We start from the raw sequence: 21,093 nt of genomic DNA on the forward strand, positions 1-21,093 counted from the left end.
TCTCTCCTAATCCAATTTTTTAACGCCGTCACCAGCTAGACTCACATAAAAATCGGGTTTAATGGATGTTTTCTGTTCATAAAGGAACGAAACATTTTCTTTAAAAGCATCAATATACTCTTGATGGACGAGGCTGACTGTACAACCTCCAAATCCAGCGCCAGTCATTCTTGTGCCGATACAACCTTGCTGCTCTTTTTGGATTGAATAAAGCAAATCGAGTTCGTAGCCAGTTACTTCATAGTCATCAGCAAGTGATTGATGAGACTCATTCATGCATGCCCCTAGGCTTTTTAAGTCATGTGCTTTTAAAAAAGTCACAGCTTGTCTCACGCGTGAATTTTCGGTCACAACATGATTCACGCGTTTTTTTAAACTGTTATTTGTTACTACCGTTTTAGCTTGCGCCCATGTCGCTGTAGTTAAATCACTTAATGAGTCTAAAGGATAGCCTTCTTTTTGTAGAATGTGTAACCCTTGTTCACATTCTGAGCGGCGTTCATTGTACTTTGAATCAGCAAGTCCACGTTTTTTATTGGTATTTGTAATAACGATCGAGTAAGAACCTAACGCAAGTGGAACGAGTTCGTGTTCAAGTGTACCTGTATGTATAAACAGCGCATGTGCCTCTTTTCCAAGACCAACAGCGTACTGGTCCATAATGCCGCTGTTTACACCGATGTAGTCATTTTCAACCTTTTGGCAAAGTTGAGCAAGTTGAGTACGACTTAGCCCGGCATCGAGTACATCGTTTAAGAAAAACGCTGTAACCATTTCAATGGATGCGGAAGAAGAGAGTCCAGCCCCGTTAGGAAGTGTTCCATAATAGAGTAAATTCATTCCCGGTAAGGTATAACCAAGTTCTTGAAATGCACGCATGACACCTTTTGGATAATTACTCCAGCTATGTTCACTTGAATAAGACAAAGAGCTAGTCAAATGAGTATAGGATTCTGGGAAATTTTCGCTTTTCATTTGAATCGATTGATCAGGTCTAAAGCTAATTGCCAAGTAAGTTCCCATGGTAAGGGCAGCTGGAAATACATAGCCATTGTTATAATCCGTATGTTCGCCAATTAGGTTAACGCGACCTGGAGAAAAGTAGATACTTGAAGGTGGTTCGTTAGCAAATGCTTGAAAGGCTTTAGTAAGAGAATGTCGTTCAATGGTTTCCATGTTATCACGCTCCTACCGTTAATGTTACTCATTCTAACGGGAAAAGATATGGATAAAATTGCGCTTTTTCACCATTATATTGTCAGTCTGCTCGTAAACGCTTTCGTAAATTGTACGAAAGCTTTGACTTCCAGTAGAAAATCATGTATATTACCAAATGGGCGAACGTTTAAATCGTCTACAGAGTTTAATATTCGTTTTTAGGGGTGTCATAGATGGAAAATGTATTTGATTACGAAGATATTCAATTAATTCCCGCTAAATGTGTGGTGAATAGTCGATCAGAATGTGACACAAGTGTAGAATTAGGTGGTCGAACATTTAAGTTACCTGTTGTGCCAGCAAACATGCAAACCATTATAGATGAGAACATTGCACTTTATTTAGCTGAAAACGATTATTTTTATGTCATGCATCGTTTCCAGCCAGAGAAACGGTATAACTTTGTAAAAGAGATGCAAGAACGAGGACTATATGCATCGATTAGTGTAGGAGTAAAAGAGGAAGAATATGGATTCGTTGAACAACTAGCTGCCGATCAAGTTATACCAGAGTACATTACAATTGATATTGCACATGGTCATTCAAATGCTGTCATTCAAATGATTCAACATATAAAAAAGTACTTACCGACTAGCTTCGTCATCGCTGGGAATGTTGGTACGCCTGAAGCAGTACGTGAGTTAGAGAACGCAGGCGCAGATGCAACAAAAGTTGGTATTGGACCGGGAAAAGTCTGTATTACAAAAATTAAAACAGGATTCGGTACAGGTGGCTGGCAATTAGCCGCATTACGCTGGTGTGCAAAAGCTGCTAGCAAGCCAATTATCGCTGATGGCGGTATTCGTACAAATGGTGACATTGCAAAATCGGTTCGATTTGGCGCATCCATGGTGATGATCGGGTCGCTATTTGCAGGTCACGAAGAATCGCCGGGTGAGACAACGGAGATAGACGGGAAACGTGTAAAAGAATATTTTGGCTCTGCATCTGAGTTCCAAAAAGGCGAAAAGAAAAACGTTGAGGGCAAAAAAATGTTCGTAGAGCATAAAGGCTCTTTAAAGGACACATTAGATGAAATGCAACAAGATCTTCAATCCTCCATTTCCTACGCCGGAGGCACGAAGCTTGAATCCATTCGAAACGTTGATTATGTAGTTGTGAAAAACTCCATTTTTAATGGCGATAAAGTTTATTAAAGCGTAATTAGAAAAGCAAGCCTGTAAAGATTCATTCTTTACAGGCTTTTCTTCCTATATTAAAGAAACCAGCCCCAGCCTCGTCTTGGAGGACGATTTTGGTGATTTTGACTACACGGTACATTCTCTGTATGTTGTTCTTCTTCTACAATGATTTTTTCTGGATAGTGATGAACATGTCGGAAAATTTTTTTGCGTTTGACGATGGTTTCGATTGGATGTACTTCGGGCACAATTACGACTTCAACTTCTTCCACAATTCTTCTTTTCGGAGAGTGGATAATAGGATCGGTTTCCGATATGTGGACATTTTGCATGTTGCCGCATTTCGAGCATCGATGACCCATTTTATTTACCTCCTTGCAGCAAGTAATACTGATAGACTATGTATGATTTCCGGGATTGGATTGGTTAGGTGTCTAGCAAAAAAAGAAACAGGCGCATAAAAAAAGCAGTGGATTGGTTTCCGCTGCTTTTAGCTGTTATTAATCACGCACACCGGCGCCTTCTTCGGAATGAGCAAGGCGACTTGACGCAGCCGCTGCAATAGCGCCGACAATGTCGTCAAGAAAGGTATGGCATTTTTCTTGATTATGATCGTTTAATTTTGCCAATATACCTGGTTTGATTTTGTCCACATAACCAAAGTTTGTTAAGCCGATCGATCCGTACACATTGACGATGGAAAGAGCGATAATTTCATCAATTCCATAAAGTCCTTCATCCGATTCAATAATTTCTTGTATAGGAGATGACAGCTTTTTTTGTTCGGCTAAACGATCCAACTCAATTCCTGTTAATAATGCATTTTGTACTTCACGCTTCGCAAGCACTTTCATCACATGATTGCGGCACATTTCCTTCGTTAAGTTTGGAACATAAGGTGTTTGAAGATCATAGACTAGGTCCATAATGTCTTCAATGGTGACACCGCGATCTTCTAGATTTTCTATCGCTAATTCAATTGTAATGTTGTGAATCAACGTAAGTACCCCCTTTTTTTATCTACTATTTAGTTACTATACCCTTTTTTTCGACTTGGCCATAACCATTCACTAGAAATAATTTGAATCCCTGAACCTTTAGTCGGAAGTATTCGTCTAACAGTTCGACATGCCATGGACTCATAATCCTCTAGATAGCGGGTTGTTTTTAAGTCCGGCACGAGTATTTCTATAGTTGCGGTTGCAGCCACTTCATCATATTGATTTCGCCAATATTTATAGTTTTCGAGGTGAAGAATTCTTACTGTATTGGTAATGGTTTTTTTGTATTGGGATTCAAATAACTGCTTTGTTTCTTCTATATTCATATCTTGTTTGCCAACATGAATATATAAAGTCGTTTTACATGTTGCTTTGCAGACGTACATGAAGCTCCTCCATACGTTTATCGTACGCCAAGTATACAAGAAAACCTGAAAAATGGAAATCAATAGGTTAATGACGAATGTTATCGCTTATTAACTTGATATTGTTCGTATTTTTTGTTGACAAGTCCGGAGCCTCTTGCTACACTAAATTTCGTACTAAATCACATAAGCATTTCAGTCGTATATACGCAGAGATAAGGTCTGCACGTTTCTACCGAGCTACCGTAAATAGCTTGACTACGATGTGAGAGGCATTGTTTGCATAAAACAACCTTGTCACGTCAACTCTAGGTAGAACATCCTAGGGTTATTTTATTTTAGGGGGAAAAGAAAAGAATGGATCGATTCTTTCAATTAAGTGCAAACAAAACATCAATACGACAAGAAGCAATAGCAGGGCTAACAACGTTTCTTGCAATGGCTTATATTTTGTTCGTAAATCCAGATATATTAGGTGCAGCTGGAATGGATCAGGGCGCTGTCTTCGTGGCCACTGCATTAGCAGCAATGGTCGGTTCGATCATCATGGGCTTAATAGCTAATTACCCAATTGCACTGGCACCAGGAATGGGCTTAAACGCCTTCTTTGCATACACAGTCGTTATCAATTATGGTATGTCTTGGCAAGCAGCATTATTTGCTGTATTTGCTTCTGGTGTTATCTTTATTTTTATTACGATTTTTAAACTTAGAGAAAAAATTATCAATGCCATTCCAGAGGAACTTAAGTATGCTGCTGGGGCGGGGATTGGATTATTTATTGCGTTTATTGGTTTAAAGAACGCTGGAATTGTTGTTGGAGATGAAGCAACGCTTGTTACAATGGGAAATCTTCAAACACCTGGAACATTACTTGCGATTTTCGGGATTGTCGTGACGATTATTCTTGTTGTGATGAATATAAAAGGCGCTGTCTTTTACGGTCTTGCTTTAACTGCATTAGTAGGAATTATTACTGGAATGAACAGTTTGGATGGTGGAATTATTTCCATGCCACCAAGCTTAACCACCTTCGGGGCTGCATTTCAACCTGTAAGCTGGACAGAAGAAATCTTTACGCTACAAATGCTGATTGTCGTTTTAACATTCTTATTCATTGTATTCTTTGATACAGCAGGAACATTGTTTGCAGTAGCGACACAGGCAGGTTTTGTAAAAGATAACCGTTTACCGCGAGCTGGAAGAGCGTTATTTGCAGATGCTAGTGCCACAACAGTTGGAGCGATCTTCGGAACATCGACAACGACGGCTTATGTTGAATCTACATCAGGTGTTGCTGTTGGTGGTCGGACAGGACTTACCGCTATTTTTACGGGATTGTTTTTCTTAGTCGCATTATTCTTCTCGCCACTTTTATCCGTTATAACTGGAGAAGTGACGGCACCTGCTTTAATTGTAGTTGGTGTGATGATGGCTACATCATTGCGTCACATTGATTGGACTAAAATGGAAATTGCTGTTCCCGTGTTCTTTACTGTTGTAACGATGCCGTTAACATATAGTATTGCAACTGGTATTGCACTTGGCTTCGTTCTTTACCCATTAACAATGGTTGTAAAGGGACGAGGAAAAGAATTACATCCGTTAATGTACTTGTTGTTTGTAGCTTTTGTTCTTTTCCTATTTTTCTTACCACATTAATAGAATGAGTAGTAGAAACGGCTGGCCGCTAGGGCTGGCCGTTTTTGCTCTTCCAAAGGGTGTGTAGGCGTCTATACGAGGAACAAATTGTGAATGCTACATACCTAGGAATAAGTTATCTTTGAGACTTTATTTCCTGACTAGGATGAATGACTTCAAGGAGTTACATATTACTCTAACCTTATCATGTAGAGTTTTAAAGATTCGCTAAAAAGAAAAGATGGCAAGTAAAGAGAGCGATAGGGTTTATTTCATGTTAAAGGTTTAGCTAAATAAATAAGAACGTTCATTTATTGTTGATAGGTATATGGAGATGAGGAAATTGTGAACCACGTACGTTTGCTGTTATTTGAATGAATCAGAGGTTGGTAAAAGTACTCTATTTTTAATGTAAAACAATTTCAAAAAAACTTTTAATATTTTTTTGTAAAATAGTATTGACGATAGATGTTGAATCTTGTTATTATATCTAAGTCGCCAACAGATGGCGCAAACGAGTTCTTTGAAAACTGAACAAAAGCCAAGCGTAAAAAGAGATACAAGGTATCTCGTCAATGAAGTTAGACACAGCTTTAAAATGTGCAACAGCTTAGGATCTTCGACTAAGATCGCAACGTCCATGTTGCAACGTCGAAGTCAACACATCCGTGTGTAAGTAAACACTTTTAACGGAGAGTTTGATCCTGGCTCAGGACGAACGCTGGCGGCGTGCCTAATACATGCAAGTCGAGCGGACAGAAGGGAGCTTGCTCCCGGAAGTCAGCGGCGGACGGGTGAGTAACACGTAGGTAACCTGCCCCTTAGACTGGGATAACTCCGGGAAACCGGAGCTAATACGGGATAATAGAGAGAATCACCTGATTCTCTTTTGAAAGACGGTTTCGGCTGTCACTAAGGGATGGGCCTGCGGCGCATTAGCTAGTTGGTAAGGTAACGGCTTACCAAGGCGACGATGCGTAGCCGACCTGAGAGGGTGATCGGCCACACTGGGACTGAGACACGGCCCAGACTCCTACGGGAGGCAGCAGTAGGGAATCTTCCGCAATGGACGAAAGTCTGACGGAGCAACGCCGCGTGAGTGAGGAAGGCCTTCGGGTCGTAAAGCTCTGTTGTGAGGGAAGAACAAGTACCGGCGTAACTACCGGTACCTTGACGGTACCTCACCAGAAAGCCACGGCTAACTACGTGCCAGCAGCCGCGGTAATACGTAGGTGGCAAGCGTTGTCCGGAATTATTGGGCGTAAAGCGCGCGCAGGCGGCTTCTTAAGTCTGATGTGAAATCTCGGGGCTCAACCCCGAGCGGCCATTGGAAACTGGGAAGCTTGAGTGCAGAAGAGGAGAGTGGAATTCCACGTGTAGCGGTGAAATGCGTAGATATGTGGAGGAACACCAGTGGCGAAGGCGACTCTCTGGTCTGTAACTGACGCTGAGGCGCGAAAGCGTGGGGAGCAAACAGGATTAGATACCCTGGTAGTCCACGCCGTAAACGATGAGTGCTAGGTGTTAGGGGTTTCGATGCCCGTAGTGCCGAAGTAAACACATTAAGCACTCCGCCTGGGGAGTACGGCCGCAAGGCTGAAACTCAAAGGAATTGACGGGGACCCGCACAAGCAGTGGAGCATGTGGTTTAATTCGAAGCAACGCGAAGAACCTTACCAGGTCTTGACATCCTTTGACCACTCTGGAGACAGAGCTTCCCCTTCGGGGGCAAAGTGACAGGTGGTGCATGGTTGTCGTCAGCTCGTGTCGTGAGATGTTGGGTTAAGTCCCGCAACGAGCGCAACCCTTGATCTTAGTTGCCAGCATTTAGTTGGGCACTCTAAGGTGACTGCCGGTGACAAACCGGAGGAAGGTGGGGACGACGTCAAATCATCATGCCCCTTATGACCTGGGCTACACACGTGCTACAATGGATGGTACAAAGGGCAGCGAAACCGCGAGGTGGAGCCAATCCCATAAAGCCATTCTCAGTTCGGATTGTAGGCTGCAACTCGCCTACATGAAGCCGGAATTGCTAGTAATCGCGGATCAGCATGCCGCGGTGAATACGTTCCCGGGTCTTGTACACACCGCCCGTCACACCACGAGAGTTTGTAACACCCGAAGTCGGTGAGGTAACCTTTTGGAGCCAGCCGCCTAAGGTGGGACAAATGATTGGGGTGAAGTCGTAACAAGGTAGCCGTATCGGAAGGTGCGGCTGGATCACCTCCTTTCTATGGAGTTTTTACTCTAGTCGATGTATGACCTCGGGTCATATAGCGCTTTGGATCTTTTGTTCAGTTTTGAAAGAACTCATTCTTTCTTATTAAAATGGGCCTGTAGCTCAGCTGGTTAGAGCGCACGCCTGATAAGCGTGAGGTCGGTGGTTCGAGTCCACTCAGGCCCACCATTTTAATAAAACGGGGCCTTAGCTCAGCTGGGAGAGCGCCTGCTTTGCACGCAGGAGGTCAGCGGTTCGATCCCGCTAGGCTCCACCAATTCGATACCCTTTTTAAGGGATTTATTTTGTTCCGGAAGAATGTATCTTCTGATCAAGAATGCGAAGGTAGTAGATACCGCTCTAAGAGCGTTTGGTACCTACATCCTGTAGGCATGGTTCTTTGAAAACTAAATCATAATCAATCAACTCAAATTAGTTTTGTTCATCGGTGTTACAACTGTTTGAACGAGACGTCAAGAATTCATAAACCTTTTAGGTTAACTGTTTTACAAAGAGACCCAAGTAGATCAAGGATGGGAAATGCTTGATGGAAGGAGCGTAGTTCGCTACGTAACTGACAGAAAGACAGGAACCAGACGAAGAGATACGAAGGGAATCTGAAGTAAAAATGGATAAGTTAGAAAGGGCGCACGGTGAATGCCTTGGCACTAGGAGCCGATGAAGGACGCGACGAACAGCGATATGCTTCGGGGAGCTGTAAGTAAGCTTTGATCCGGAGATTTCCGAATGGGGGAACCCACCATCCGTAATGGGATGGTACTCCTGCCTGAACACATAGGGCAGGGTGAGGCAGACCCGGGGAACTGAAACATCTAAGTACCCGGAGGAAGAGAAAGCAAATGCGATTTCCTGAGTAGCGGCGAGCGAAACGGAATCAGCCCAAACCAAGAGGCTTGCCTCTTGGGGTTGTAGGACACTCTATACGGAGTTACAAAGAAACGGAGTAGGTGAATTGTCTGGAAAGACAAGCCGAAGAAGGTAACAGCCCTGTAGCTGAAACTTCGTTTCCTCCAGAGTGGATCCTGAGTACGGCGGGACACGTGAAACCCCGTCGGAATCCGGGAGGACCATCTCCCAAGGCTAAATACTCCCTAGTGACCGATAGTGAACCAGTACCGTGAGGGAAAGGTGAAAAGCACCCCGGAAGGGGAGTGAAAGAGATCCTGAAACCGTGTGCCTACAACTAGTCAGAGCCCGTTAATGGGTGATGGCGTGCCTTTTGTAGAATGAACCGGCGAGTTACGATAACGTGCAAGGTTAAGCTGATGAGGCGGAGCCGTAGCGAAAGCGAGTCTGAATAGGGCGAGTAAGTACGTTGTCGTAGACCCGAAACCGGGTGATCTACCCATGTCCAGGGTGAAGGTCGGGTAACACCGACTGGAGGCCCGAACCCACGCATGTTGAAAAATGCGGGGATGAGGTGTGGGTAGGGGTGAAATGCCAATCGAACTCGGAAATAGCTGGTTCTCCCCGAAATAGCTTTAGGGCTAGCCTCGAGTGATGAGTTTTGGAGGTAGAGCACTGATTGGACGAGGGGTCCCCACAGGATTACCGAATTCAGTCAAACTCCGAATGCCAAAAACTTTAACTCGGGAGTCAGACTGCGAGTGCTAAGATCCGTAGTCAAGAGGGAAACAGCCCAGACCATCAGCTAAGGTCCCCAAGTATACGTTAAGTGGAAAAGGATGTGGAGTTGCTTAGACAACCAGGATGTTGGCTTAGAAGCAGCCATCATTGAAAGAGTGCGTAATAGCTCACTGGTCGAGTGACTCTGCGCCGAAAATGTACCGGGGCTAAACGTATCACCGAAGCTATGGCAATCCCAGTAGGGATTGGGTAGGGGAGCGTTCCAAGGACTGTGAAGCTAGATCGTGAGGACTAGTGGAGTGCTTGGAAGTGAGAATGCCGGTATGAGTAGCGAAAAGAGGGGTGAGAATCCCCTCCGTCGAAAGCCCAAGGTTTCCTGAGGAAGGCTCGTCCGCTCAGGGTTAGTCGGGACCTAAGCCGAGGCCGAAAGGCGTAGGCGATGGACAACAGGTTGATATTCCTGTACCACCTCGTATTTGTTTGAACGATGGGGGGACGCAGAAAGGTAGGGTGAGCGCGCCGCTGGCTGTGCGCGTCGAAGCATGCAAGGCTGGAACATAGGCAAATCCGTGTTCCGTGAAGGCTGAGCTGTGACCGTGAAGGACCCAAGGGTCCGAAATCCCTGATCCTCCGCTGCCGAGAAAAGCCTCTAGTTAGAATACAGGTGCCCGTACCGCAAACCGACACAGGTAGGCGAGAAGAGAATTCTAAGACGCTCGGGAGAACTCTCGTTAAGGAACTCGGCAAAATGACCCCGTAACTTCGGGAGAAGGGGTGCTCTATTAGGGTGTTAAAGCCCGAGAGAGCCGCAGTGAATAGATCCAAGCGACTGTTTAGCAAAAACACAGGTCTCTGCGAAGCCGTAAGGCGAAGTATAGGGGCTGACACCTGCCCGGTGCTGGAAGGTTAAGAGGAGGGGTTATCCCGTAAGGGAGAAGCTCTGAATTGAAGCCCCAGTAAACGGCGGCCGTAACTATAACGGTCCTAAGGTAGCGAAATTCCTTGTCGGGTAAGTTCCGACCCGCACGAATGGTGCAACGACTTGGATACTGTCTCAACGAGAGACCCGGTGAAATTATAGTACCTGTGAAGATGCAGGTTACCCGCGACAGGACGGAAAGACCCCATGGAGCTTTACTGTAGCTTGATAGTGAGTGTTGGTACCATTTGTACAGGATAGGTAGGAGCCTTGGAAGCCGGAGCGCTAGCTTCGGTGGAGGCGTCGGTGGGATACTACCCTGATGGTGCTGACATTCTAACCTCGACCCGTGATCCGGGTCAGGGACATTGTCAGGTGGGCAGTTTGACTGGGGCGGTCGCCTCCTAAACAGTAACGGAGGCGCCCAAAGGTTCCCTCAGAATGGTTGGAAATCATTCGTAGAGTGCAAAGGCATAAGGGAGCTTGACTGCGAGACCTACAAGTCGAGCAGGGACGAAAGTCGGGCTTAGTGATCCGGCGGTGCCGTATGGAAGGGCCGTCGCTCAACGGATAAAAGCTACCCTGGGGATAACAGGCTTATCTCCCCCAAGAGTCCACATCGACGGGGAGGTTTGGCACCTCGATGTCGGCTCGTCGCATCCTGGGGCTGAAGTAGGTCCCAAGGGTTGGGCTGTTCGCCCATTAAAGCGGCACGCGAGCTGGGTTCAGAACGTCGTGAGACAGTTCGGTCCCTATCCGTCGCGGGCGTAGGAAATTTGAGAGGAGCTGTCCTTAGTACGAGAGGACCGGGATGGACATACCGCTGGTGTACCAGTTGTTCCGCCAGGAGCATCGCTGGGTAGCTACGTATGGACGGGATAAGTGCTGAAAGCATCTAAGCATGAAGCCCCCCTCAAGATGAGATTTCCCATGGCGTAAGCCAGTAAGACCCCTTAGAGATGATGAGGTTGATAGGTCAGAAGTGGAAGTGTGGCGACACATGGAGCGGACTGATACTAATCGGTCGAGGGCTTATCCTAAATTTCTTGAGTTTGAGTATGATGATTTGATTTAGTTTTGAAAGAATCACCGATTCTTTTTAACAAGAAGGATTTCATTCCTTTGACAAAGAGCAACAAGAAGATCGAGGACTAGAAGTGCTTGAAGGAAGGAGCGTACTTGCGTACGTGACTGACAGAAAGACACAAATAGGACGAAGAGATTCGCCGTTGATCTGACGTCAAAATAAGTCTGGTGGCAATAGCAAAGAGGTCACACCCGTTCCCATGCCGAACACGGTCGTTAAGCTCTTTTGCGCCGATGGTAGTTGGGGGCTTCCCCCTGTGAGAGTAGGACGTTGCCAGGCAATCAGAAAGACACCTGAAAAGGTGTCTTTTTTTGTGTATAAAGAAAGACGCAAAAGAGCTGCGCTTCGACAGAAGCGAGTTAAACAAAGAAAACGGCCGTAAAATACGAGCACGATAAAAAAGAAAAACAAGAAAAAACATCGGAGGGAAGCAGCGTGCATCCCCCGGTGAGACGAAAGGGTTGTTTTCGTAAAAGTTTCATGGGAAGCATCGTGGATCAATCAACGAGAGGAACGTCCTCGAAGAAAACCACCCTGGAGCTAAGGGACATTGCCAGGCAATGAGAAAGACACCTGAAAAGGTGTCTTTTTTTGTGTATAAAGAAAGGCGCAAAAGAGCTGCGCTTCGACAGAAGCGAGCCAAACAAAGAAACAAATTTAAAATGCAAGCATGATAAAAAAGAAAAACAAGAAAAAACATCGGAGGAAAGCAGCGTGCACGCCCCAGTGAGACGAAAGGGTTGTTTTCGTAAAAGCATCGTGGATCAATTAACAAGAGGAACGTCCTCGAAGAAAACCACCCTGAAGCCAAGGGACGTTGCCAGGCAATGAGAAAGACACCTGAAAAGGTGTCTTTTTTTTGCATAGAAAGAAAGGCGTGGAAGAGCTACGCTTCGACAGAAGCGAGTCAAACAAAGAAAATCGCCGTAAAATACGAGCACGATAAAAAAGAAAAACAAGAAAAAACATCGGAGGAAAGCAGCGTGCACCCCCCAGTGAGACGAAAGGGTTGTTTTCGTAAAAGCTTCATGGGAAGCATCGTGGATCAATTAACAAGAGGAACGTCCTCGAAGAAAACCACCCTGAAGCCAAGGGATGTTGCCAGGCTATTGCGTATAAAGGTATATACTGTACAAAATCAAACGTAAAACACCTCCTTGAGTAGAAGGTGTTTTAGATTAGTGACGATTTATTTTCCGAAAAAACCTCTAACGGCAAATGCAATATTTTGTGGTCTTTCTGCTAAGCGCCTCATGAAATACCCGAACCAATCTGTGCCGAACGGTACGTAAGAACGGACTTTATACCCTTCATCAATCAATTCCTTTTGAAGTTGCTCTCTAAAGCCATACAGCATTTGAAATTCGAATTGTTCCTTTGAAATGTTCTGTTCGATAGCGAATGCTTTTACCTTCTCAATAATCGTATGATCATGAGAAGCTATGGCCGTGTAGCTTCCGTTGTTTAAATGGATCTTAATAATGTTCAGATAATTTTTATCGATTGTCGCCTTATCTTGATAGGCAACAGTCTCTGATTCTTTGTAAGCCCCTTTTACCAGACGGAGTGGAACCCCTTTTAGGCTCTTTACATCGTCTTCTGCACGATGGAGGTAGGCTTGAATCACGGTTCCAACGTTGTCAAACTGATGTTCATTTCGTAGAATGGACAAAATACGCAACGTTTGCTCACAATGTGAGTAGTCTTCCATATCAATACGAATAAAAATATTAAATGCTTGGGCGACTTCGCAAATTCGTTTCATATTATATAAACAAAAGCTTTCATCGATATCTAGTCCAAGTTGTGTCATCTTTAATGATAAATTGCACTCAACGTTCGTTTCGTGGATTGCACGTAAAACGGCTAAACAAGCCTCGGTAGATTCAATGGCTTCTTCTCTTTCTGTGACAAATTCTCCTAAATGATCAAGGGTACAGGCGACTCCTTTTTCATTTAATAATTGAACATTTTTAATGGCATCCTCTAAGGTAGCTCCTGCTACAACTTGAGAAGCGCCAAACTTCAGTCCCCATTTTTTTGCGGCCTTATTTAACGATTTATTTTTAGCTAGCTGCATAAATACTGAACGAAGTGGTTGTTCTAGGACCATAATTCATTCCTCCTACAAATGATGTAAACGCTATACACTTCTTAATGCAAAAAGTGTGCCAACTTAAAAAGTGTTAACAGTAGTGTTTTTTCGGTAAATCGTCTAAAATATAGACATTAAGTGACAAATGTGTCTAATGTGTATAATGAATAAGGAGGGTCGCCTTTGCAAACCTCATTAAAAGATGTAGCAGAACCGTACACTGGTAAAACTGAAGAAGACAGCTGGACATTACCAGAGTCAACGTTACTCATGAATTTACCTGCTTTTAGCGATCAAATAACGACGATCTATACAGTAAATGAATTAAACGATGTTGTAGGCAGAGTGAAAAAAGAACTCATCCCCTCACTTCTTCTTTATGAATTAAAGCGGTATCATTCTTTTCACGAAACGTTAGTGACGGCAATGAATGACGCAGTTACAATTGTGAATCATGAAAGTGAGATATTAGCGATTAACCATCGATCTGAAGAACTTTATCATTTAAATAATGAAAACGTTAAAAAGAAACCGTTACAACAGTTTTTTGAAGAAGATGCTCTCGTACTGTGGTCAGTTCTTCGAGATAAGCAGCCGGTTATGAATCAATATAATCAGCCAAAACAAGGTTTACACGTTATTGTGAATACAGTCCCGGTATTCTTAGGTGTAGAGTGTATTGGTGGCATTTCAATAGAACGAGACATAACCGATGTTGTTAAGTTAAACGAAAAACTATCATCGACAACAGCGAGCTTACATGATTTAAACGGGCAAGTAGCTGACGAACCTTTTCAAAAGATCATTGGTAGGAGTAAACCAATAACTCAAGCGATCGATATGGCACGTAAAGTGGCTAAAACAGAAGCTAATCTATTGTTAACTGGAGAAAGTGGTGTAGGAAAAGAACTATTTGCAGAGGGAGTACATCATGCTAGTAAGCGGGATAAAGAGCCATTTGTAGCGATTAACTGTGGCGCGATCCCATCAGCGCTGTTTGAAAGTGAACTATTCGGCTACGTTCCGGGAGCTTTTACAGGGGCCGTTAAAGGCGGAAAGAAAGGAAAGCTAGATGTTGCAAAAGGGGGGACTCTTTTTTTAGATGAAGTAGCAGAGATGCCCCTCGAATTACAGGTGAAACTTTTGCGCGTTTTACAGGAACGGGTATTTTATCGTGTAGGCGATCATAAGCCAATTCCTCTTGATGTTCGTATAATTGCTGCAACGAATCGAAATCTAGATGAAATGATTCAAGAAGGAACCTTCCGAGAAGATCTTTATTATCGCCTGCATGTGATTCAAATTCACGTGCCACCTTTACGTGAACGACTCGATGATTTACCGGAGTTAATGCAACGATTCGCTCACGAGTTTGCCATTCGCTATGATAAAGTTGTCCCAACGTTTGATCCAGAAGTCATGTATATGCTTATGAATCATCGTTGGGAAGGGAATATTCGTCAATTACGTAATCTAGTTGAGCGGGTGATCATTTTAACAAATGATACAGAGGACCGTGTGCATTGGTATCACTTACCCGAATCTTTTCAAAAGCAGATGAATCATGTCTCCTCTGCAAATTATTCAAGAAACGATGAACGAAGCGAGATACTAGCCGCTTTGGAAAAAACGTTCGGCAACAAATCGGCTGCTGCAAAATTGCTTGGTGTTTCTAGAGCGACCTTATACAATAAGCTAAAGCACTATAATCTGTAAAACGAATTGTCTAGTTAGACAGTTTTGTATAGACAAAAAAAGACACGCTTCGGAGCGTGTCTTTTTCATTTTAGTACATTTCCGAGATTGTTTTTGCTTGCATATGAAGGACTAAATAATCTGGGCCGCCTGCTTTTGAATCGGTACCGGACATTTTAAAACCACCAAATGGGTGATAACCAACAATGGCACCTGTACAGTTACGGTTGAAATAAAGGTTTCCAACGTGGAAATCATATTTGGCTTGCTCAATTTTTTCGCGGTTATTTGTAATAACGGCTCCAGTCAACCCATATTCCGTATTATTGGCAATTTCTAACGCCTCATCATAGCTCGTCGCTTTACTAATTGCGAGAACAGGACCAAAGATCTCTTCTTGCATGATTCGCGCTTTAGGATCAACGTCAACGAACACAGTTGGGTGAATAAAGTAGCCTGTTGAATCATCGCTTTGTCCACCTGCTGCAAGCTTTCCTTCTTCTTTGCCTATTTCAATATAACTAGTAATCTTATCAAAAGCAGCTTGATCAATAACTGGTCCCATATAAAGATTTGTTGGTTCTGCAGGGTTTCCAACAGTTAATTCTTTTGTGCGTGCTACGACTTTTTCAACAACTTCATCATAAACATCTTCATGAATAACTGCACGAGAACCTGCTGAACACTTTTGGCCTGAGAAGCCGAAAGCAGAAACGACAATAGCGTCTACAGCTGTCTCAATATCTGCTTCACTGTCAACAACAACAGTATCTTTACCGCCCATCTCTACGATTACACGTTTTAGATGATTTTGCTCTTTTTGAACGATTGCTGCTTTCTCATAAAGACGAACACCTACATCGCGTGAGCCAGTAAAGGAAATAAGAGCTGTTTTCGGATGTTCAATTAGGTAATCACCAATTTCGCTACCGCTACCAGGAACAAAATTAATGACGCCTTTAGGAACACCGGCATCTTCAAGAACCTCAACAAATTTAGCCGCAATAACAGGTGTTGTACTTGCCGGTTTTAAGAGTACCGTATTTCCTGTAACGAGCGGTGCTACCGTTGTACCTGCCATAATGGCAAAAGCGAAATTCCAAGGTGAAATGACAACCGTCACCCCTGTTGGCGTGTAGATGTAGTTATTTTGTTCTCCAACGCGGCTATTAACTGGTTTGCCGTTTGCAAGTTCAATCATTTGACGCGCATAGTATTCAAGAAAATCAATACCTTCTGCCGTATCTCCATCAGCTTCTTTCCAAGGTTTACCACCTTCTTTTACAAGCATAGCAGTAAATTCATGCTTACGGCGGCGAACAATGGCTGCAGCACGAACTAGGATGTTGGCGCGCTCTTGTGGCGTTACTTTTCTCCAAGATTCAAATGCAACACTTGCAGCTTCAATTGCTTGCTCTGCATGTTCTTTAGTCGCTTTTCCAGTTGTTCCAATAATTTCAGCTTTATTGGAAGGGTTATAAGACGTTAATTTGTCGGTAGTATCAACACGCTCACCATTAATAACAAGTGGGTAGTGACCACCAAGCTGAGCTTCGACTTGTTTAATCGCATCTAATAGGTCTTTCTTATTTTCTTCAATTGTAAAATCAGTGAATGGTTCATGTGTGTAAGGTAATAACATCGTAATCCTCCTCAATAATCAGTTTCAGTAATTCTAATGCAAGAAGCGTGCCAAGTCTTTTGAGATTGTAGGAAATCGTGAAAAAAAGGTATACTTTTCTTAAGAGTAGGAGGTTTAGCAATGGAAAAGCAGCGAGTAGCTATCATTGGAACAGGTCGAATGGGAAAAGCGATCGCAACACAGATTCATTCCTATTTTCAGTTAACCCTTTTAAATAGAGGCTCTAAACAAGGTAAGGAATTAGCCGCTTACTTGAAAGTAGCCTATTCAACAGACTTTCGTTGTTTAAACACAATGAATCTTATTTTGTGTTGCGTGCCTCAAGATGCAACAACGTCTGTGCTGAATCGCATTGCGCACTACGCTAGCCCTAACACCATTATTATTAATTGCTCAACAAAAGCATGGGTTGATAAGGAACTTAAACAAGCTTACAGTAAGTTGCATTTCGTAGAAGCGAAAATTATTGGTCATGCGATATCGATTGAGGCTGGAAAACAGGCTGCTATTTTTGCAGATGCGACGAGCAAAAGCGTGCAGGAAGACATTTCCTCCCTTTTTTCTCCGTTTGCAACCGTTGTGTTTGAACATCCTGCAGTAGTTGAAAAGCTAAATCAAGTTGCGACAGAAATTGGCATTCTAGCTGCTGTGACAGTAGAACAAAAGGTGGAAGGGGAAAATCTTTCTCCTTTTATAAAAGAAGTCTTGATTGACAATGTATGCGCCGGTGTGATGAGTGCCTATGTACACAATGATTTAGGGCATTTTGCAAAACAGATAGTAGCTGATTTACAGGGAAGGAAAGATACGAATGAAAGAAATCTATAGCAACATCGTTCAGTTTAAAGGCGATCATGAAACATTTGGGTATGAACAAGGCATGGAAATCAAAGCGTCACTAATCATTAAAAATCGTTCAAATCAATGGAATGTGCGCAAGCAGCGTTTTTCAATTGATGTACACGAAGCGAAGCGGGAAATAAGCGCTATATCGGCTGAAATATGGCAAGAACTTCTCGGAATGCAGCAAGCACTTGAGTGGTCGATGGAAGAGGTGTTGAAAGAGTTTGGTGGCTACAGAGTACCTTATTTAAAGTCGGGGTGTTCCATTGCTACAGGTGATCATTATTTGATTCGCAACTATGATTACCATCCTAAAACATATGAAGGTCGGTATACCTTATTTAAACCGACAGATGGTGGATTAGCGGTTGCAGCTCCCAGTCAGCGTATAAGCGGTCGAATGGATGGAATGAACGAAGCGGGATTGGCAATGGGCTACAATTTTATGAATCGTAAGAAACCTGGTGCTGGATTCATTTGCTGTATGATTGGTCGGTTTATTTTAGAGACATGTGAGACTGTCGACCAAGCTGTTACGCTACTAAAAAAAATCCCACATCGCCATTCGTTTAGCTATATTGTCTATGATCAAAGTGGTCGAACCGTTATTATTGAGGCAACACCTAGGGAAGTAGCCATCCGTTCAAGTATTCGGTGCACGAATCATTTTGAGGAACTTGTTTCTGAAAACCGTCACCATCTCGTTGACTCAACAAGGAGGCTGGATGTCTTAAAAAAGAATCAACAAACGGTTATGTCAGCGAAGGAAGCGTATCACTTATTTAATTCTGCAAATAAAGGCTTATTCTCGGATTTATACGATAGTTGGGCAGGGACGATCCACACATCGGTTTACTTTCCTTCTTCATTACAGGCATGGTTTACTCTTGGACCGGATCAAGAGCCGACTGTAATCGATTTTAAAAAGTGGTTAAATGGAGAGCCTATAGCGTTGGATCGAATAACAGGAACGATTGATACAAATGTGCCTTTTTTACATATGGATGACCCTGCGGATTGGTATCGGTAAAACGTGTGATACAATACTTCATTCTGTACATCCTAATTTAGAAAGAAAGGGTGGAAGGAATGAAGTTTTTACTTAGTATCCAAATCGTTTTTTTAGTGTATTTTCTAATGGGTGAAAATCCTGCCTACGGTGCGGAAGGGGAAATGGTTCGCATCCTACATACAAATGATATTCATGGCAGGATGGTGGAAGGGGAAGGCTTCGGATTTGCAAAATTGAAGACATTGATCGATTCAAACTGTGAAGGAGACTGCCTTCTCGTTGATGCAGGAGATACCTTTCATGGAACACCATTTGTTCAAGCTTCTAAAGGAGAAGTAGCAGTTTCGTTAATGAATGATTTGCATTACGACGCTTTTGTACCAGGTAATCATGATTTTAACTATGGTTTTGGACATCTTCTTCATTTACGTAAGCAAGCAAGGTTTGTCTTTTTAAATGGCAATCTATTTTATAAAGGAAGGAAGGAGCAGCCTTTTTCCCCATTCATAATAAAAACCGTCGCAACTAAAAAAATTGGCCTTTTTGGCTTAACAACAACAGAAGCGATAACCAAAACAAATCCAAACAATGTAAAGGAAATTGAACTAAGAAATCCATTTGAGCAAGCGGCAAACATTGTTGATCAATTAAAGCAGGCGCAAGTGGATCTTATTGTTGCAGTTGTGCATCTTGGTATGGAAGGGAGTCCTGAAACAAGTAAACAATTAGCAGAAAAGGTTCCGGATATTGACGTCATTATTGATGGGCATAGTCATACGTTGTTACCAACTGGTCATGTCGCTGAAAACAACACGTTGCTTGCAAGTACAGGAGCGCATCTTCAAGCCCTTGGCCTTGTGACAATTGAGTATGACAATGATCAGCTTATTAAGAAGGCGCAGCTACTCAAACCGTCTTCCACAACAAGGGAGCATCTCGTTACGAAAAAGAAGCTTCACATTGTAGCTGAGCGTATAAACAAGGATGGGAAGAGAGTGGTTGGATTTACTCCCGTTGCCTTAATAGGCGATCGTCAACATGTTCGCGTGGGCGAAACGAACCTTACTCAATTTCTAACAGACGCCATTCGTAAAAAGACTAATGCAGATATTTCTCTTTTAAATGGTGGAGCCATCCGTTCTTCAATTCCAAAAGGCACTGTGACGAAAGCAGATCTCCAGTCTGCGTTCCCTTTTAATAGTTCAATTGTAACGGTCGATGTCAGTGGTCAAGTGTTAGTAGATATGATTGAACACGGTATTCGTGGTTACCCGTTAGAAAATGGGAAATTTCCACATGTAAGTGGAATGAAGGTAACCGTTAAGTGGGAAGAAGGTACGCCAGTTGTTAACGCAATAAAACTAGATGGTGGTACGTTTAATCCATCATCGTGGTATACGGTTGCTACAAGTGACTTTATTTATAGTGGAGGCGATGGTTACCCAATTCAACCTGGTCGGTTTATTCACAAATACGGTCCTATTCAAGATGGTTTTGTGGATTATATGAAAACGCAAAATCCTATTGCAACGATTCATAATCGGATTGTAGGTCTAGAAACGAACGAAAGCGGGAAGAGAAGGGATTAAGAAAAACGGTTTATAAGCAGGGGGAAGCAAGCGTGAAGAAAAAAACGAAAAGGATGCTCTGGAGTATTGGCGGTGTATCGGTTGTACTTGGTGGGACACTTGTTGCGGCTAGTTATTATTTATTTACTATGGCAATTGCAAGGAGTACAAGCAATGTCGATCTTTATGCGGGAGAGGAAGAAGCGAAAGAAGAGCTCGAGAACATCGCTGAATTAATGAAGCGTGGCGAACAATGGCTAGCCACAAAAGAGGTGGAACGAATCGAACAACAAACGTATGATGGATTAACGCTTTACGGTCGCTATATAACGAATGAAGAACAAACAGGGAAACTGGCTTTGCTTCTCCACGGCTATCGAGGCGGAAGTAGTGAAATGGGACTAGCTGGAGAACTGTATGAAGAAGAGGGCTTTGATCTTTTTTTACCGGATGCACGAGCACATGGTGAAAGTGAAGGCGATTATATAGGCTTTGGCTGGCTTGAGCGCCAGGATCAACTAAACTGGTTAAACAAATTAATTGATGAAAAAGGGCTAAAGCAAATCGTGATTCATGGAGAATCTATGGGTGCTTCAACAGCTTTAATGGTGGCTGGTGAAGTGGATTTACCAAAGGAAGTTAAGGTCATTATTGCAGACAGTCCATATACAGCAGTAGATGAGGAATTGTCGCACCAGATGCAAAACTTGTTTCAAATCCCGAGTTTCCCACTCTTACAGATGGGGAGTGCACTAACGAAACTAGCAGCTGGCTATACCTTTGGAGAAGCTTCAGCCCTTGTGCAAGTGAAAAACGAGACACCACCGCTGCTTTTTATTCATGGTAGTGCAGATGATTTAGTACCCACATACATGTCTAGAGAGTTATACGATGCTGCAGCTACGAAGGAGAAAGACCTTTGGATTGCAGATGGTGCAGACCATGTTGGCGCAAAGTTTACAGAGCCAGCCGTTTATTATAAACAGATATGGTCTTTTGTGAATCGATATATAAAGTAACAAGTTGAACGTGATTG

Annotated in this window: 13 protein-coding genes, 2 tRNA genes, 3 rRNA genes and 1 riboswitch; of the genes, 12 read left to right on the plus strand and 6 right to left on the minus strand. The window is 43.2% G+C overall.

All coding sequences use genetic code 11. The features are described 5' to 3' along the window. Positions 1 to 6: 6 nt before the first annotated feature. Entirely contained in the window at positions 7 to 1,176 is a 1,170-nt protein-coding gene (locus PQ477_RS13235) for a galactokinase (protein WP_035398455.1), read from the minus strand. Between the two features lie 215 nt (positions 1,177 to 1,391). Here PQ477_RS13235 and guaC point away from each other — a divergent pair, with 215 nt between their 5' ends. Further along, positions 1,392 to 2,375 carry a GMP reductase gene (gene guaC / locus PQ477_RS13240; RefSeq protein WP_060705671.1) on the plus strand — a complete coding sequence of 328 codons (984 nt, stop codon included), beginning with the start codon at positions 1,392 to 1,394 and terminating at the stop codon, positions 2,373 to 2,375. Between the two features lie 59 nt (positions 2,376 to 2,434). Here the strand turns inward: guaC and PQ477_RS13245 are convergent, their stop codons facing one another. The 3 genes from PQ477_RS13245 to PQ477_RS13255 all read right to left on the minus strand — a co-directional run bounded on the left by PQ477_RS13245 (position 2,435) and on the right by PQ477_RS13255 (position 3,747). Further along, the gene (locus PQ477_RS13245) at positions 2,435 to 2,722 is read right to left on the minus strand and encodes a CotD family spore coat protein (protein ID WP_035398457.1); all 288 of its coding nucleotides are present in this window, start codon (positions 2,720 to 2,722) and stop codon (positions 2,435 to 2,437) included. A gap of 138 nt (positions 2,723 to 2,860) precedes the next feature. Beyond that, positions 2,861 to 3,358: a phosphatidylglycerophosphatase A family protein gene (locus PQ477_RS13250; protein ID WP_206698863.1), complete on the minus strand. Its 498-nt coding sequence runs from the start codon at positions 3,356 to 3,358 to the stop codon at positions 2,861 to 2,863. Positions 3,359 to 3,387: 29 nt separating this feature from the next. After that, positions 3,388 to 3,747, minus strand: a complete 360-nt coding sequence (locus PQ477_RS13255) for a hypothetical protein (RefSeq protein WP_035398462.1) — start codon at positions 3,745 to 3,747, stop codon at positions 3,388 to 3,390. A 158-nt stretch (positions 3,748 to 3,905) separates the two neighbouring features. Further along, positions 3,906 to 4,007, plus strand: a riboswitch (purine riboswitch). Between the two features lie 76 nt (positions 4,008 to 4,083). On the opposite strand from PQ477_RS13255, the gene PQ477_RS13260 reads away from it, so the two are divergent. The 6 genes from PQ477_RS13260 to rrf all read left to right on the plus strand — a co-directional run bounded on the left by PQ477_RS13260 (position 4,084) and on the right by rrf (position 11,481). Next, entirely contained in the window at positions 4,084 to 5,388 is a 1,305-nt protein-coding gene (locus PQ477_RS13260; RefSeq protein WP_274272146.1) for an NCS2 family permease, read from the plus strand. Between the two features lie 665 nt (positions 5,389 to 6,053). Continuing rightward, positions 6,054 to 7,601: ribosomal RNA gene (locus PQ477_RS13265) — 16S ribosomal RNA — on the plus strand. 99 nt (positions 7,602 to 7,700) lie between these two features. Then, a tRNA-Ile gene (locus tag PQ477_RS13270) sits at positions 7,701 to 7,777 on the plus strand. Positions 7,778 to 7,789: 12 nt separating this feature from the next. Next, positions 7,790 to 7,865, plus strand: a tRNA-Ala gene (locus tag PQ477_RS13275). 353 nt (positions 7,866 to 8,218) lie between these two features. Next, positions 8,219 to 11,155, plus strand: a 23S ribosomal RNA gene (locus PQ477_RS13280). A 210-nt stretch (positions 11,156 to 11,365) separates the two neighbouring features. Beyond that, positions 11,366 to 11,481, plus strand: a 5S ribosomal RNA gene (rrf, locus tag PQ477_RS13285). Together the 16S, 23S and 5S rRNA genes with 2 tRNA genes alongside form the textbook arrangement of a ribosomal RNA operon. A 910-nt stretch (positions 11,482 to 12,391) precedes the next feature. On the opposite strand, the gene PQ477_RS13290 is transcribed toward rrf, so the two are convergent. After that, positions 12,392 to 13,315 carry a proline dehydrogenase family protein gene (locus PQ477_RS13290; RefSeq protein WP_144558434.1) on the minus strand — a complete coding sequence of 308 codons (924 nt, stop codon included), beginning with the start codon at positions 13,313 to 13,315 and terminating at the stop codon, positions 12,392 to 12,394. A gap of 165 nt (positions 13,316 to 13,480) precedes the next feature. Here PQ477_RS13290 and PQ477_RS13295 point away from each other — a divergent pair, with 165 nt between their 5' ends. After that, positions 13,481 to 15,013, plus strand: coding sequence for a sigma-54 interaction domain-containing protein (locus tag PQ477_RS13295; protein WP_144558435.1), 1,533 nt, complete (start codon positions 13,481 to 13,483; stop codon positions 15,011 to 15,013). A 70-nt stretch (positions 15,014 to 15,083) separates the two neighbouring features. Here PQ477_RS13295 and pruA read toward each other — a convergent pair whose 3' ends face one another. Further along, positions 15,084 to 16,634, minus strand: a complete 1,551-nt coding sequence (gene pruA / locus PQ477_RS13300) for an L-glutamate gamma-semialdehyde dehydrogenase (RefSeq protein ID WP_274272147.1) — start codon at positions 16,632 to 16,634, stop codon at positions 15,084 to 15,086. Positions 16,635 to 16,754: 120 nt separating this feature from the next. Between pruA and PQ477_RS13305 the strand changes: the two genes are divergently transcribed. From PQ477_RS13305 to PQ477_RS13320, 4 genes are read left to right on the plus strand one after another with little or no spacing between them, the layout of a single operon-like run. Beyond that, a complete protein-coding gene (locus tag PQ477_RS13305) occupies positions 16,755 to 17,462 on the plus strand; it encodes an NAD(P)-binding domain-containing protein (protein WP_274272150.1) in 708 nt (235 codons plus the stop codon). Then, entirely contained in the window at positions 17,446 to 18,507 is a 1,062-nt protein-coding gene (locus tag PQ477_RS13310; RefSeq protein ID WP_035393324.1) for a C45 family autoproteolytic acyltransferase/hydrolase, read from the plus strand. The genes PQ477_RS13305 and PQ477_RS13310 overlap by 17 nt, the downstream gene beginning before the upstream one ends. 59 nt (positions 18,508 to 18,566) lie before the next feature. Further along, entirely contained in the window at positions 18,567 to 20,078 is a 1,512-nt protein-coding gene (locus PQ477_RS13315) for a bifunctional metallophosphatase/5'-nucleotidase (protein ID WP_274272151.1), read from the plus strand. A 32-nt stretch (positions 20,079 to 20,110) separates the two neighbouring features. Further along, positions 20,111 to 21,076, plus strand: coding sequence for an alpha/beta hydrolase (locus tag PQ477_RS13320; protein WP_144558438.1), 966 nt, complete (start codon positions 20,111 to 20,113; stop codon positions 21,074 to 21,076). The last annotated feature ends 17 nt before the right edge of the window (positions 21,077 to 21,093 follow it).

Origin of the sequence: Shouchella hunanensis, from assembly GCF_028735875.1 — a bacterium.
GTDB classification, from domain to species: domain Bacteria; phylum Bacillota; class Bacilli; order Bacillales; family Bacillaceae_D; genus Shouchella; species Shouchella hunanensis.

Coding starts and splice junctions, on each gene's coding strand:
- PQ477_RS13290 (WP_144558434.1), bottom strand. CDS start 13,315: ATGGTCCTAGAACAACCACTTCGTTCAGTATTTATGCAGCTAGCTAAA.
- PQ477_RS13260 (WP_274272146.1), top strand. CDS start 4,084: ATGGATCGATTCTTTCAATTAAGTGCAAACAAAACATCAATACGACAA.
- PQ477_RS13255 (WP_035398462.1), bottom strand. CDS start 3,747: ATGTACGTCTGCAAAGCAACATGTAAAACGACTTTATATATTCATGTT.
- PQ477_RS13315 (WP_274272151.1), top strand. CDS start 18,567: ATGAAGTTTTTACTTAGTATCCAAATCGTTTTTTTAGTGTATTTTCTA.
- PQ477_RS13235 (WP_035398455.1), bottom strand. CDS start 1,176: ATGGAAACCATTGAACGACATTCTCTTACTAAAGCCTTTCAAGCATTT.
- PQ477_RS13245 (WP_035398457.1), bottom strand. CDS start 2,722: ATGGGTCATCGATGCTCGAAATGCGGCAACATGCAAAATGTCCACATA.
- PQ477_RS13310 (WP_035393324.1), top strand. CDS start 17,446: ATGAAAGAAATCTATAGCAACATCGTTCAGTTTAAAGGCGATCATGAA.
- guaC (WP_060705671.1), top strand. CDS start 1,392: ATGGAAAATGTATTTGATTACGAAGATATTCAATTAATTCCCGCTAAA.
- pruA (WP_274272147.1), bottom strand. CDS start 16,634: ATGTTATTACCTTACACACATGAACCATTCACTGATTTTACAATTGAA.
- PQ477_RS13305 (WP_274272150.1), top strand. CDS start 16,755: ATGGAAAAGCAGCGAGTAGCTATCATTGGAACAGGTCGAATGGGAAAA.